This is a genomic window from Streptomyces sp. L500 (assembly GCF_054551825.1).
Genome location: NZ_JBTOLC010000034.1, coordinates 1 through 12,804 on the forward strand (window position 1 = coordinate 1; position 12,804 = coordinate 12,804).

At 72.9% G+C, this 12,804-nt stretch carries 12 protein-coding genes and 1 pseudogene; 9 read left to right on the top strand and 4 right to left on the bottom strand.

Features of this window, described 5'->3' with window-relative positions; genetic code table 11:
• The 3 genes and pseudogenes from ACX9I7_RS24740 to ACX9I7_RS24750 all read right to left on the bottom strand — a co-directional run.
• Positions 1 to 146: pseudogene (locus ACX9I7_RS24740) on the bottom strand (ABC transporter ATP-binding protein); the annotation flags it as partial.
• A 176-nt stretch (positions 147 to 322) separates the two neighbouring features.
• Positions 323 to 940 (bottom strand): LmbU family transcriptional regulator, encoded by a 618-nt coding sequence (locus ACX9I7_RS24745; RefSeq protein ID WP_387573370.1) that lies wholly within the window; start codon positions 938 to 940, stop codon positions 323 to 325.
• Positions 941 to 1,031: 91 nt separating this feature from the next.
• On the bottom strand, positions 1,032 to 1,643 hold the full coding sequence (locus tag ACX9I7_RS24750; RefSeq protein WP_459388567.1) for a response regulator: 612 nt from the start codon (positions 1,641 to 1,643) through the stop codon (positions 1,032 to 1,034).
• A 292-nt stretch (positions 1,644 to 1,935) separates the two neighbouring features.
• On the opposite strand from ACX9I7_RS24750, the gene ACX9I7_RS24755 reads away from it, so the two are divergent.
• Complete coding sequence (locus tag ACX9I7_RS24755) at positions 1,936 to 2,169, top strand: hypothetical protein (protein WP_387573368.1); 234 nt, start codon at positions 1,936 to 1,938, stop codon at positions 2,167 to 2,169.
• Here ACX9I7_RS24755 and ACX9I7_RS24760 read toward each other — a convergent pair.
• On the bottom strand, positions 2,082 to 4,121 hold the full coding sequence (locus ACX9I7_RS24760; protein WP_459388541.1) for an AfsR/SARP family transcriptional regulator: 2,040 nt from the start codon (positions 4,119 to 4,121) through the stop codon (positions 2,082 to 2,084). The two genes, ACX9I7_RS24755 and ACX9I7_RS24760, sit on opposite strands and share 88 nt — an antisense overlap.
• A gap of 488 nt (positions 4,122 to 4,609) precedes the next feature.
• Here ACX9I7_RS24760 and ACX9I7_RS24765 point away from each other — a divergent pair, with 488 nt between their 5' ends.
• From ACX9I7_RS24765 to ACX9I7_RS24800, 8 genes are all read left to right on the top strand, one after another.
• A complete protein-coding gene (locus ACX9I7_RS24765; RefSeq protein WP_387573364.1) occupies positions 4,610 to 5,149 on the top strand; it encodes an LmbU family transcriptional regulator in 540 nt (179 codons plus the stop codon).
• 61 nt (positions 5,150 to 5,210) lie between these two features.
• Positions 5,211 to 5,744 (top strand): PH domain-containing protein, encoded by a 534-nt coding sequence (locus tag ACX9I7_RS24770; protein WP_387573362.1) that lies wholly within the window; start codon positions 5,211 to 5,213, stop codon positions 5,742 to 5,744.
• Complete coding sequence (locus ACX9I7_RS24775; RefSeq protein WP_459388542.1) at positions 5,741 to 7,354, top strand: PH domain-containing protein; 1,614 nt, start codon at positions 5,741 to 5,743, stop codon at positions 7,352 to 7,354. Before ACX9I7_RS24770 ends, ACX9I7_RS24775 begins: the two co-directional genes overlap by 4 nt.
• Positions 7,355 to 7,422: 68 nt before the next feature.
• Entirely contained in the window at positions 7,423 to 8,430 is a 1,008-nt protein-coding gene (locus tag ACX9I7_RS24780; RefSeq protein WP_358632021.1) for an aldo/keto reductase, read from the top strand.
• Positions 8,431 to 8,477: 47 nt separating this feature from the next.
• Positions 8,478 to 9,059 carry a GNAT family N-acetyltransferase gene (locus ACX9I7_RS24785; protein ID WP_358632018.1) on the top strand — a complete coding sequence of 194 codons (582 nt, stop codon included), beginning with the start codon at positions 8,478 to 8,480 and terminating at the stop codon, positions 9,057 to 9,059.
• Positions 9,060 to 9,125: 66 nt separating this feature from the next.
• The gene (locus tag ACX9I7_RS24790; RefSeq protein ID WP_459388543.1) at positions 9,126 to 10,109 is read left to right on the top strand and encodes an NAD-dependent epimerase/dehydratase family protein; all 984 of its coding nucleotides are present in this window, start codon (positions 9,126 to 9,128) and stop codon (positions 10,107 to 10,109) included.
• 61 nt (positions 10,110 to 10,170) lie between these two features.
• Positions 10,171 to 11,448: an activator-dependent family glycosyltransferase gene (locus ACX9I7_RS24795; RefSeq protein ID WP_459388544.1), complete on the top strand. Its 1,278-nt coding sequence runs from the start codon at positions 10,171 to 10,173 to the stop codon at positions 11,446 to 11,448.
• Positions 11,449 to 11,493: 45 nt separating this feature from the next.
• Positions 11,494 to 12,795 (top strand): activator-dependent family glycosyltransferase, encoded by a 1,302-nt coding sequence (locus ACX9I7_RS24800; RefSeq protein ID WP_459388545.1) that lies wholly within the window; start codon positions 11,494 to 11,496, stop codon positions 12,793 to 12,795.
• Positions 12,796 to 12,804 lie beyond the last annotated feature (9 nt).

The window sequence follows — 12,804 nt, forward strand, 5'->3', positions numbered from 1 at the left end:
CGGTGGAAGTCCACGGAGACGGCGTCGAGCGCGACCACCTGGGTCTCGCCCTGGCCGTAGACCTTGGAGAGGTCCGTGGCGCGGGCGGCCACGGCGGTGCTGCTGCCGCGGACGGCGGTCGGGACGCCAAAGGAGCCGGTGGTCACGGCGTTCCTCCTACTGATGACGGGTGCGCGAACGTTCCCCATCCTTGTCGCGACCGTCGTCGAGCGGATCAGCCGTAACTCCCTTTTCCCAGCATCTTTGGACGGTCCGGCGGGGCCTCCCGGTCATCCTTTGGTAGGTCCCCGCCGAACGACGCCCGCCGGTCGGCCGCCACCGGCTACGCGCTGAGCACGCTCGCGGCGGCGTCGTCGAGCATCGCCATCGCCCACTTCTGGAGGTCCAGCTCGGAACGTTCGGCGGCCCGCGCCCACAGCAGCCGCTGGTCGCGGAGGATGTGCACCTGGATCGGCGTGACCCGGCCGGCCGACGGCGTCTCCGGCTCGCCCTGGCGGGCGGCCTTGACCCGGCTCCGCAGGAAGTTCCGGGACCAGTTGAGCTTCTCCGCCCGGTCGAGCCAGTAGTCCTGCTCGTGCTCCGGAAGGCTCGCCAGTTCGGCGTGGTGCTGGAAGCTCAGCGCCGCCCGCCGCCGTCCGGGCGCGTAACGCCGGGCGACCCAGGCGTAGTTGCGGAGCGTCTGGTAGTCGAGCAGGGTCTCCTCGATGGCGTGGCGGTAGCGGTCCGGGTAGGCGGTCCGGCCGTAGATCAGCCAGTCCCCCAGCCACCACGTCGACGAGTCGGCGGCGACGTATATCCGCTTCCCTATGCCCTGCCATTCGTCCAGCGAAATGCCGGACGGCAGGCAGAGCGCGGTCCGCCGCGCTGCCGCCCCGTCAACAGGAACTCGGGCTTCCGCTTTTTCCGCGTCGGCCCGCGCACCGCAATTCGTTTCCCCCATGTCCAATGCCCCCGTAGCACAGGTCGGTTGACGATACGTCGGCGATCGTATCCGTCCGGCGCTATACCTCGTCTATACCCTCCCTTGACTTTTACCCGAGGTCGTCGAGTTTCCCCGCGTCGTGCACCAGGAGGGCCACCTGGACCCTGTTGTTCAGCCCGAGCTTCGCGAGGATATTGGAGACGTGGGTCTTGACCGTGGGCACGCCGAGGTGGAGCGCCCGGCCTATCTCGGCGTTCGACTTGCCCTGGCCGATGCCCACGGCGACGGCCTGTTCCCGGGGGTTGAGCAGCGCGAGCCGGCTGTCGGCGGCGCTGCGCCGCCGCCCGTGGTCCGGGGTGGTGACGACGCGGTCGATCAGCAGCTGGAGCACGGCCGGGGAGAGCACCGGGCGGCCGCCGGCCACCTGCCGGATCGACGCCACGATCTCCGCCGGCGGGGTGTCCTTGAGCACGAAGCCCGCCGCTCCCGCGCGCAGCGCGCGCACCACGTATTCGTCGGCGTCGAAGGTGGTGAGGACGAGCACCTCCGGCGCGCCGCTCCGGGCGCGCAGCGCCTCCGTGGCGGCGATGCCGTCCATGACGGGCATGCGCACGTCCATCAGGACGACGTGCGGCTCGTGCCGCCGGACCATGGCGAGGGCCTCGGCCCCGTCGCCGGTCTCGGCGACGACTCGGATGTCCGGCGCCCCGCCGAGCAGCATCGACAGCCCGACGCGGACCAGCGGGTCGTCGTCGACGATCAGGACGTCGATCACGGCCGGCCGGGCCGCCTCGGCGGCGGGGGCGGGAGGGTTGAGGGCCACGGGTGACTCCGGGGTGACGAGCCGGGCGCTTGCTGAGAAGGCACGGCGGGGCGGGGCGGGCATGCCGTACCCGAGTCGGCACCGCCCGATACCTTCGTCGTTCCGGGCAGCCGAGCGGCACGACTTCGGTCGACGCGGAGAATACCGATGGCCGATCCGCCCGGAACGCCCGCCCGCATAGCGTGGGGGCATGGCGAAGGTCGTTCAGCTCTTCGGTCTGTTCCTGGTCGTCGCGGGCATCAGCGGTACGGTCGATGCGCTGGCCACACAGCCGTTCATGAGCCCCGTGCTCAATTTCCTCAACCATGTGATCCCGCATATCGACGCGCTCAAGGGCTACGAGGTCATCTCCAACCTCTCCATGGCCATATTGGGCGTGATCGTCGTGACCGTCGTGGGCAACCGCGAGGGGCAGCGGGACTGACGGACGAGCTTGGCGCGCTCGGCGGCCATCCGCCGCCCGTACGAGTGCACCAGGGGGTTCAGCCGGAAGCGGTTGCGCGCCACCTCCCGGACGAGGCTCGCGTCGACGAGCGCGTCCAGGGCGCGGCGGCAGCCCGCCGCGTCGAAGCCGCTCAGCGCCGCCGCCGCGGGCAGGGTGACCTCGCGCTCGCTCTGGGCGCCCAGCGCCCGGAACACATGGGCGGCGTCGGCGCGCAGCGCCGCGTACGACCAGCCGAAGACGGTGCTCACGGAGGAGTCGCCGTCGCCGGAGATCTCCAGGGAGTGGGCCAGGTCCCCCTCGACGAGCGCGTCGAGGGCCTCGTCCGGACCGGGGGCCACACGGATCAGCGTGGCCGCGATGCGCAGGGCCAGCGGCAGCCCCCCACAGGCTGCCACGAGGCGGCGTACGGCCGCCTCGTGGCGCGCGACGAAGGGCCGGCCGACCATCCGGGCGAACAGCCGGGTGGCCTCCTCCTCCGCGAGGCCGTCCAGGACGATCCGGCGGGCTCCGTCGCGGGCGATCAGCCCGGTCAGGCCGTTGCGGCTGGTGACGATCACCAGGCTGGCGGGGGTGCCGGGCAGCAGCGCCCGGACCTGCTCGACGGACTCCGCGTTGTCCAGGACGATCAGCAGCCGGCGATCGGCGACCAGGCTCCGGTAGAGGGAGCGGGCGTCGAGCGGGTCCGGCGGCGTCGGCTGTCCCATGCTCGGGATCAGGTGACGCAGCGGAGTACCGGCGGCCTGCCGGCCACGCCGGCTGGAGAAGGCGTGCAGGTCGATGTGGAGCTGCCCGTGCGGGTACTTGTGCGCGAGCGAGTGGGCGAGCCGGGTGGCGAGGGCGGTCTTGCCCACGCCGGGACCGCCGGTGATCAGCAGCAGGGCGGACTCGTCACTGCCCTGGGCCTCCGCCACCAGCTCGTTGAGCTGCGCCAGTTCGGCATCGCGGCCGGTGAAGTCCGGGACGTCCCAGACCAGTCGCCCGGCGGCCGACGCCCGGGGGGCCGGCACGCGGGGGCGCGGCTCGGCGGCCACGGCCGGAACGACGGGACCAGCGGGGTCCACGGGCTCCACCGGCTCCATCCGCTCCACGGAGGCCGCGTGCGGTGCGGAGGCCACGGACGACTCCTGGGCCTCAGCCGGCGCGGGTGCCGCGGGCGACGCGGGTGTGGTGGGCCGACGGCGCGAACGCGAGCTGCAGTCGCGCAGGACCTGTTCGTAGAGCCGCTGGAGGCGCTCGCCGGGTTCGATGCCCTGTTCCTCGACGAGCGTCGTACGCAGCGAGTGGTACTCCCGGACGGCGTCGGCGTGCCGGCCCAGCTCGGCGAAGCAGCGCATCAGGAGATAGCGCGGGCGCTCGCGCAGGGGGTGCCGGTGGACGAGGGTGGTCAGTTCGGCGATCGGGCCTGCGGGCTGCTTGAGTTCCAGCAGCAGTTCGGCGCAGTCCTCCATCGTGTGGAGGTGGGATTCCGCGAGCCGGACGCGCTCGGCCTCCACGAAGGGGCCCACCGCGCCGCCGTAGGGGGTGCCCTGCCAGAGCCTGAGGGCGGACCGCAGCTCCGCGACCGCCCCGTGGAGGCCGCCCGCCGCCCGGAGCCGGCGCGCGGCGGCGAGGTGGTCGGCGAAGCGCTGGGTGTCCACCCCGGAGGGCGCGACACGCAGCAGATATCCCATGCTGTCGGAAACGAGCACTTCCGAGCGCGCGTGCCGGCAGCGGTCGGGTTCCAGGCAGTTCCTCAGCCGTGCAATATAGGTGTAGACGCTGTTCACGGCGGTGGCCGGGGCGTTTTCCCCCCATACCGCGCTCATCAATTCATCGCGGCTCACCACGCGATTCGCATGGGCCGCCAGAACAGCGAATATCGCCCGCTGGGTCGGTGAGCCGAGCTCCACCCGACCCGATTCCCGGGACGCCTGAACGGGCCCGAGAAGCATTGCGGTCAAAGAAGTGTGCACGACTGAAACCCCCCGTTTCGTCACCCCTTCCGGTGGATCATAGCAACCCGGCGCGCCGGATTGTCTGAAAGAAATCTGGTCCAGACCGCACCGGCATGCGACGCCCACCCCTGGCCCGAAGGAGACGAACAACGCGCCCGAACAGTTCCCGGTCCGCGGCCGCCGGCCAGCGGTCCCGTCCCGCCGGCGGGACAGCGGCGGGCCGCCTCACACCGGGCCGGGAGAGGGCCGGGAGCGGGTCCGGAGGGGACCCGGGCAGGGCCCGGAGGGGGCCGGACCGCCCGCCCCACCTGGCCACTTGGAGCTTGTCTAGGTTCTATCAAGCCACGTGTGGCAGTCTCCGTTGCCGATCGATTGCAGAGGCCACGTAAGGCGGCAAGGCAGTGCTCGACAGTGCTCAGCGGAATCCGGTGAACGCGACCGTGAACGGGGGGATGCCACGTTCCGGCACAGCTCAGGGCCAAGTGATGAGGAGAAGAACCGCGCTGCGAATCCCCTCGGGTATATCCCTCGACGCCTGGCAGCACCTGGGCAGACAGATCCAGGAATTGTCGAACTCCTCCGCGTGGTGGCTCGGCGACTGGCTGATCTACGGCCAGTCGGAATTCCCGAACCGCTACAAGCACGCGATCGCGCAGACCTCGCTCGACTATCAGACGCTGCGGAACTACGCCTGGGTCGCCCGGCGTTTCGACGCAGGTCAGCGCCATGCCGGGCTGAGCTTCCAGCACCACGCCGAGGTGGCCGGGCTGCCCGTCGACGAGCGGGACCGCTGGCTGCTCCGGGCCGCGGAGAACCGCTGGTCGCGCAATGAGCTGCGGCGGCAGGTAAGGGCCGGCCGGGAGCTGCCGGGACGCGCCCGAGCCGTTCCCCTGGAGATGACCCCGGACGAGGTCCAGCGCGAGCGCTGGCAGGAAGCCGCGCGATACACGGGAAGCGATTTGCAGACCTGGATCACCGCCGTTCTCGACGACGCCGCCAAATCCGCGCCCGTATTGCAGAGTTGACCGAAAGGCAATTCGTTCCCGCGCGTCGCGCGGCGGAGCATGCCCTGTGCACGATGACGGCATGACTGGAGTGAAGCCGCCGCCATCGGCGCTCTCGATCCACACCGCCGATGCCGCGATCCGCCCGCCGCGCCACCGGGTGGAGCGCCGCGCGATCTGGTGGTGGACGATCCGTGTGCTGCTGTCCATGGTCGTCGTGCTCGGCGCGCTGGGTGCGACGTACTGGCTGTGGGAGGACGGCCGGACCTGGACCGGCCCCGTCCTCGTGGTCCTGGCCGTCCTCCACCTGGTCACCGGGGCGGTCATGCCCTCGTGGCGCTACCGGGTCCACCGCTGGGAGTGCACCGGTCTGGCCGTCTACGAGCTCAAGGGCTGGCTGGTGCGGGAGTGGCGCATCGTCCCGGTCTCCCGCATCCAGAGCGTCGACGTGGTGCGCGGCCCCGTGCAGCAGCTGTTCGGCCTGGCCACGCTGCGGGTGGTCACCGCGTCGATGGAGGGCCACATAAAGATCGTCGGACTGGACGCCGAGGTGGTGGCGCGCACCGCCGCGGAGCTGACGGAGATCACCCAGGCCACCCCGGGGGACGCGACGTGACCCTCGCGCGATCCCCCGGCGACACCGCCCCCGCGCGGGAGCCGGCCGGCGACGAGGTGCCCTGGCAGCGCCTCCACGGGCGGCTGATCTGGGTCAACGCCGTCCGGCTGGTGCTCTCGACGCTGCCGACCCTCCTCTCGATGCTCTTCCTCGGCGCCGACCGCCGCATGGCGGACCTCTGGCCCGCCGTCGGGGCGACCACGGCCGGCGTGCTCGTCAGCGTCGCCGACGTCGTGCGCTGGATGCGCACGCGCTACCGGATCACCGAGGACCTGGTCGAGATCCGCACGGGCCGCGTCCTGCGCGTCTACCGGCAGATCCCCCGGGACCGCATCCGCGCGGTCGACTCCAAGGCACGGCTGCGCCACCGGCTCGCCGGGCTGCGCGTGGTGTTCGTCAGCGCCGGCCGCTCCCGGCCCTCGGTCCGGCTCGACGCGGTCACCAAGGACATGGCGATCGCGCTGCAACGCGAGCTGATGCCCGCCCAGTCGGAGGAGGACGCCGCACGGGAGACCGTCATCGCGCGCATCCACTGGAGCTGGGTCTTCCACAACGTCATCAACGTCTGGGGGATGCTGGTCGGCGCCCTGCTGCTGTGGAGCGCGGACTCGCTGCTCCAGCTCGTCGGCCTCGACCTCATCGGGACGCTGGACCACGCCGTCGGCCACCTCGCCACGAGCCGCGCGGGACGCTGGGCGCTCTGGGCCGGTGTGCTGTTCGTCTTCGGCTTCGCAGCGCTGCTCAGCGGCTTCGTGGCCGGCAACTGGGGATTCCGGCTGGTCCGCACGGCCAACGACGAGGGCACCACGCTGCTGACCCGGCAGGGGCTGCTGTCCACCCGGGAGGTCCGCCGCGACGACCGGCGGCTGCGCGGCATGCACCTCAGCGAGCCCCTGTTCTGGCGCTGGATGGGCCTCACCGAGACCGCCGTCATCTCCACCGGCCTCGCGACCTGGTCGCTCAGCAGCGAGGCGGCCAGCAACATCCTGCCGCGCGCCCCGATCCGCGAGGCCCGGCGGGTGGCCGCGCTGGTGCTGCCCGGACCGGAGCGCCCCCTGGAGGCCCCGCTGCGCCGGCACCCGCGCGCCGCGCTGTACCGGCGGCTGCTGTGGGCGGCGCTGCTGACGGCGGCCCTCACGGGGCTGCTGTCCTGGCTGGCGGCGACGGACGCGGTGCCCGGCTGGGCCCCGGCGGTGCCCCTGTGGGCGTCCCCCCTGACCCTCCTCGGGGCGGTGATCGCTTTCCGTTCGCTGGGGCACACCGCCACCGGCGGCTACCTCGTCCTGCGGCGCGGCCTGTCGCGCCGGCAGACGGCGGCGCTGCGGTGCGACGCCGTCCTCGGCCTGAAGGTCCGGCAGACGCTCCTCCAGCGCGCGCTGGGGCTGGTGAGCATCGGGACGCCGACGGCCGCCGGCGAGCGCTTCTACCACGCGCCCGACCTCGGCACCGAACAGTTCCTGACCTTCGCCCGGGAAATCGTCCCGGAGTTCCTGGCCGAATTCCTCGAACCGGTGCCACCGGGCGATCCGAAGTCCGTTGCGGCGAAGCCCCTTACGGCGGAAAGGAAAACGTCCGCGCGGCTCCCCGGCCGCGACCCGGGTCGGCAATGATCGGGGACAGCGCTCTTCACCCGGACCCCTTCTGACACGCGTCGCGGGACCTCTTGGAGTACACGAAAATGTGGGAGACCCAACTAGCCGACGGTTTTTCCGTGGGTGCGCTCGGCCTGGGCTGCAGTTCGATGTCCTACGGCTACGAAACCGGCCGGCGGGACGACGACGAGTCCGTCCGCGTCATCCACCGGGCACTGGACCTCGGCGTCAACCTCTTCGACACGGCCGATGTGTACGGGCCCTTCACCAACGAGGAGTTGATCGGCCGCGCCCTGGAACACCGCCGCTCCGAGGCGAACATCGCGACCAAGTGCGGGATGATCGCGCGCCCCGACGGCCGGTTCGTCCGCGACGGGCGCCCCGAGCACCTGCGGAGGGCCTGCGAGGCGTCGTTGCGCCGGCTGCGGACCGACACGATCGATCTCTACCAGCTGCACCGCGTGGACCCGGCCGTGCCGCTCGTCGAGACGTGGGGATGCCTCGGCGAACTGGTGACCGAGGGGAAGGTCCGGGCCCTGGGCATCTCGCACGCCACCTGCGAGGAACTCGCCGAGATCCACGCCGTGTTCCCCATCACCACCGTGCAGTACGAGCTGTCGGTGTGGGCGCCCCAGCACAAGCGGGAGATCCTGCCGTGGTGCCGCGCCAACGGCGTCGGCTTCCTCGCCTTCGCCCCCATCGGCCGCGGCTACCTCTCGGGCCGCGTCTCGCACGGGCAGCTCCACACCGGCGACTCCCGCGTCCGCGACCCGCGCTTCGACGAGAGCGCCATGCGGGCCAACGAGTCCATCCTCGAAGGGCTGCGCGAGGTCGGCGCCCGCCACGGCGGGGCGACGCCCTCCCAGGTGGCCATCGCCTGGGCGCTGGCGCAGGGACCGGGCGTCGTCCCCATCCCCGGCACCCGGCACCTGCGCTGGCTGGAGGAGAACGTGGCGGCGGCCTCGCTGCGGCTCACGGAGGAGGACCTGCGCCGGCTCGACACCCTGCCGCCCGCGGTCGGCGAGATGCGCTGGGACAGCGTCCGGCCGGACGGCGCGGACCGCACCGCCGCGCGCGCCCCGCACGCCTCCTGACCGCCGGATCCGACCCGGCCCGCCACAGAAACGATTGGACGTCCACCGTGCTCTTCCCGCACACCGCGTCGCGCCGGCTCGAGTTCCGCCCCGCGTCCGACGGCGACCACGACGAGGTCACCCGTGCCTTCCTGCGGAGCGGCGTGGAGAACGTCAGCCCCACGGAACAGCCGACCACCCGGCGCCTGGCCGACTGCGACGCGGCCTTCCTGGTCGCCCGCCGGGGCCGGGGGGACATCCTGGGCTTCAGCGCGCTCCACGGCCGCGACCAGGCCGGGCACATCCGCTGCGCCGTCTATCTGGACCCGGCCCGGGCCAGGCTCGGCGTGGGCTCCGAGGCCATCTACCTGACGATCAACTACGCCTTCGCGATGTTCGACGTCGACCGGGTGATCGCCCAGACCACCGAGGCCACCCTGGGCTCCGTGGGGATGAGCCCGGGGAGCAGCTCGGCCGACCGGGTGCTGCGCGACTTCCTCTACTTCCGCGGCCGCCACTGGGACCTCCACGGGTTCCAGCTCTCCCGGAGCGAGTGGGAGGAGCACGTCGACACCGGCCACCTCGACCCCGTGCTCGGCCCGGGGCTCGGCTGGCGCCACGACCCGTACCGGACGCCCCTCGCCTCCTGAGCCCCACGGCCCGCCCCCCGGACGCGTGAGCCGTCCACCGAACGCCAACCGAACCGAAGGAGAACCGTGCCAGGTCAGGGAACAGGACAACTGATCACCGTCCTCGGTGCCTCGGGCCTGCTGGGCACCGCCGTCAGCAGGGAGCTCGCGCGACGGCCCGTACGGCTCCGCCTCGTCGGCCGCCGGCCCGTGGCCCTCCCGGCCCGGCCGGTCGCGCGGATCGAGGAGCGCTCCGCCGACCTCACCGAGCCCGGCGCGGTCGCGGCGGCGGTGGAGGGCTCCGACGTGGTGATCCACCTCGTCGCGCACATCGCGGGCTCCGGCACCTGGCGGGTCGCCGACGGCGACGAGCGGGCCCGGCGCGTCAACGCCGGTCTCGTCCACGACGTCATCGACGCGATCCGCGCCGAGCGCCGGGCGACGCCCCCGGCGCTGCTGTTCGCCGGGTCGATCTCGCAGTCCGCCACCGCGCCCGAGGAGCTGCTGACCGCCTACGACCGGCACAAGCTGGAGGCGGAACGGGCGATCGCCGACGCCACCGCCGAGGGACTGGTCCGGGGCACCACCCTGCGGCTGTCCACCCTCTACAGCCTGGGCACGGACGCCCCCGGCCTGGACCGGGGCGTCGTCGCGGCCATGACCCGGCGCGCCGCCGCCGGACTGCCGCTGACCATGTGGCACGGCGGCACGCCCAAGCGCGACCTCCTCGGCATCGACGACGCGGCCCGCGCGTTCACCGCCGCCCTCGACGCGCCCGCCGCGGTCACCGGCCGGCACTGGGAGATCGGCACCGGCGCCCAGACCAGCGTCGCCGAGCTGTTCACGGCGATCGCCGAGGCGGTCGCCCGGCACACGGGCCTCCCGCCCGTGCCGGTCGTGTCCACCACACCGGCCGAGTACGCGGTGAGCACCGACCAACTCGACTTCGTCCTGCGGTCGTCGGCGTTCCCGGACGTCACCGGCTGGCACCCCCGCGTCGGCCTACACGAGGGGCTGGACCGGCTCGCCGCCGCCGTCGTCCGCGAACAGGCCGGGCACGAGGCGGCGTAGCGCCCCCGTCCCGCCCCGCGCCCGCGCCGCGCCCGGACCCGCCCACAGACACAGGGACACGATGCGAATACTGTTCACCACCACCCCGGACAAGAGCCTCTTCCAGCAGATGGTGCCGCTGGCCTGGGCGCTGCGCACCGCCGGCCACGAGGTCCGGGTGGCCAGCCAGCCCTCGTTCACGGACGTGATCACCCAGGCCGGGCTCACCGCCGTGCCCGTGGGCAGCGCGCGGGACATCCAGCGGCTGGCGCGGCTGAAGCCGGAGCACGCCGAGGCGGCCCGCAAGGGCCTGCCCGTGCCGTACGACGCCGCCGAGCGGGACCCGGCGGAGCTCGACTGGGAGACCACCCTCGCCGGGTACCGGGACGTCGTCTCCCAGTGGCACCGGACCGACAACTTCCCCATGATCAAGGACCTGGTGGAGTTCGCCCGGCACTGGCGGCCCGATCTGATCATCTGGGAGCCGCTCACCTACGCCGGGCCGATCGCGGCCAAGGCCACCGGCGCCGCCCACGCCCGGCTGCTGTGGAGCATCGACGTCATCGGGATGGCCCGCACCCGCTTCCTGGAGCTCAAGGCCCGGCAGCCGGAGGCGGAGCGCGCCGACCCGCTCGCGGACTGGCTGGGCGGCTACGCCCGCAAGTACGGCGGCGAGTTCACCGAGGACATGGCCACGGGCCACTTCAGCATCGACCAGTTCCCGGCGTCGCTGCGCATGACGGCCGACACCCACTACGTCCCCATGCGCTACGTCCCCTACGGCGGCCCCGCCGTCGTCCCCCGGTGGCTGTGGGAGGAGCCCGCCCGCCCCCGGGTGGCGCTCACCCTGGGCATCGCCGCCACCAGCCGCTTCGCCGGGCACGTCGCCGACGTCGGGGACATCCTCGACTCGCTGGCGGACCTGGACATCGAGGTCGTCGCCACCCTCGCCGAGTCCGAGCAGGGCAAGCTGGGCGCGGTGCCCGGCAACGTCCGGCTCGTCTCGTACGTGCCGCTGCACGCCCTGCTGCCCACCTGCAGCGCGGTCATCAACCACGCGGGGCCGGGCACCTTCCTGACGACGACCCTCAACCCCGTGCCGCAGGTCGCCGTGCCCTGGGACTTCGACGAGCCGGAACTGGCCCGGCGGGCGGCCGCGCAGGGCTCCGTCCTCACCATCCGCGCCGACCGCGCCACCGGCCCGGCCGTGCGCGAGGCCCTGCTGCGCGTCCTGCGCGAACCCGGCTTCCGGCAGGCGGCCACGGCGCTGCGCGACGAGTTCCGCGCGCTGCCGAGCCCCAACGAGCTCGTCCCCCGTCTGGAGGAGCTCACGGCCGCGTACCGCACCGCCATCCGCTGAACCACCTGCTGAACCATCCGCTGAACCACCCGTGAGGTAGCCCCCATGCGCGTCCTGTTCGCGGCCAATCCGCACAAGAGCGTCTTCCAGTACATGGTGCCGCTGGCCTGGGCGCTGCGCACCGCCGGCCACGAGGTGCGCTTCGCCAGCCAGCCCGCCTTTGCGGCGACGATCACGCAGGCCGGGCTGACGGCCGTGCCCGTCGGCCGGGACCACGACCGGCTGTGGGCCGCGCGCGCGGCGGCGGGCGGTGCGGACGGCGCGGCGGACGCGGGGCGGGCCGGCATCGAGCCGCCCTACGACGCCTTCACCGATCCGGAGAAGGCCACCTGGGAGTACCTCTCCGCGGGCATGGCCACGGCCGTCGGCGAGCGCCACCGGCTGGCGGCCTTCCCCATGGCCGCCGACCTGGTGGAATTCGCCCGGCATTGGCGGCCCGACCTGGTGATCTGGGACCCGCTCACCTACGCGGGCCCGATCGCGGCCCAGGCGGTGGGCGCCGCCCACGCGCGCCTCCTCTTCGGCGTCGACGTCTTCGGCGGGGTCCGCGACCTCTTCCTGAAGCTCAAGGAGCGGCGGCCGGAGGGCGAGCGCGTCGATCCCCTCGCGGACTGGCTGGGCGGCTACGCCCGCAAGCACGGCGGCGAGTTCACCGAGGACATGGCCACGGGCCACTTCACCATCGACCAGTTCCCGGCGAGCCTCCAGACCGAGGCCCCCGGACTCCACTACGAGCGCACGCAGTTCATCCCCTACGGCGGCCCGGCCGTCGTGCCGGACTGGCTGCGCCGGGCGCCGGAACGGCCGCGCGTCGCCATCACCATGGGGCTGAGCGCCACCGACGTCTACAGCGGCTACACCGTGGACACCCAGGACGTCCTCGACTCCCTCGCCGACCTCGACATCGAGATCGTCGCCACCATCGCGGACAGCGAGAAAGCCAAGCTGAAGCGGATCCCCGGCAACGCGCGGCTCGTGCCCTACGTGCCCCTGCACGCCCTCGCGCCGACCTGCGACGCGGTCGTCCACCACGCCGGAGCGGCCACCCTCGCCACCGTCGCCCGGCACCCCGTGCCCCACCTGTCCCTGCACTACCACTACGACCAGCCGATCCTCGCCCGGAAGCTCGCCGCACAGGGCGCCGGGCTGGAGCTCCACACCAGCGAGGCCACCGGCCGGGCCGTCCGCGAGCACGTCCTGCGGCTGCTGACCGAGCCGTCCTTCCGCGAGCGCGCCGCCGCCCTCCGCGACGAGACGCTCGCCCTGCCCACCCCCAACCAGCTCGTCCCCCGCCTCGAAGAACTCACCGAGCGGCACCGCCGCGCCACCACGACCACCGCCGCCTGACCGGACACA

Excerpts from the sequence above, each read along its gene's own strand:
- ACX9I7_RS24745 (WP_387573370.1), bottom strand. The coding sequence starts at position 940 with ATGGGGGAAACGAATTGCGGTGCGCGGGCCGACGCGGAAAAAGCGGAA.
- ACX9I7_RS24750 (WP_459388567.1), bottom strand. The coding sequence starts at position 1,643 with ATGCTGCTCGGCGGGGCGCCGGACATCCGAGTCGTCGCCGAGACCGGC.
- ACX9I7_RS24755 (WP_387573368.1), top strand. The coding sequence starts at position 1,936 with ATGGCGAAGGTCGTTCAGCTCTTCGGTCTGTTCCTGGTCGTCGCGGGC.
- ACX9I7_RS24760 (WP_459388541.1), bottom strand. The coding sequence starts at position 4,121 with ATGCTTCTCGGGCCCGTTCAGGCGTCCCGGGAATCGGGTCGGGTGGAG.
- ACX9I7_RS24765 (WP_387573364.1), top strand. The coding sequence starts at position 4,610 with ATGAGGAGAAGAACCGCGCTGCGAATCCCCTCGGGTATATCCCTCGAC.
- ACX9I7_RS24770 (WP_387573362.1), top strand. The coding sequence starts at position 5,211 with ATGACTGGAGTGAAGCCGCCGCCATCGGCGCTCTCGATCCACACCGCC.
- ACX9I7_RS24780 (WP_358632021.1), top strand. The coding sequence starts at position 7,423 with ATGTGGGAGACCCAACTAGCCGACGGTTTTTCCGTGGGTGCGCTCGGC.
- ACX9I7_RS24795 (WP_459388544.1), top strand. The coding sequence starts at position 10,171 with ATGCGAATACTGTTCACCACCACCCCGGACAAGAGCCTCTTCCAGCAG.
- ACX9I7_RS24800 (WP_459388545.1), top strand. The coding sequence starts at position 11,494 with ATGCGCGTCCTGTTCGCGGCCAATCCGCACAAGAGCGTCTTCCAGTAC.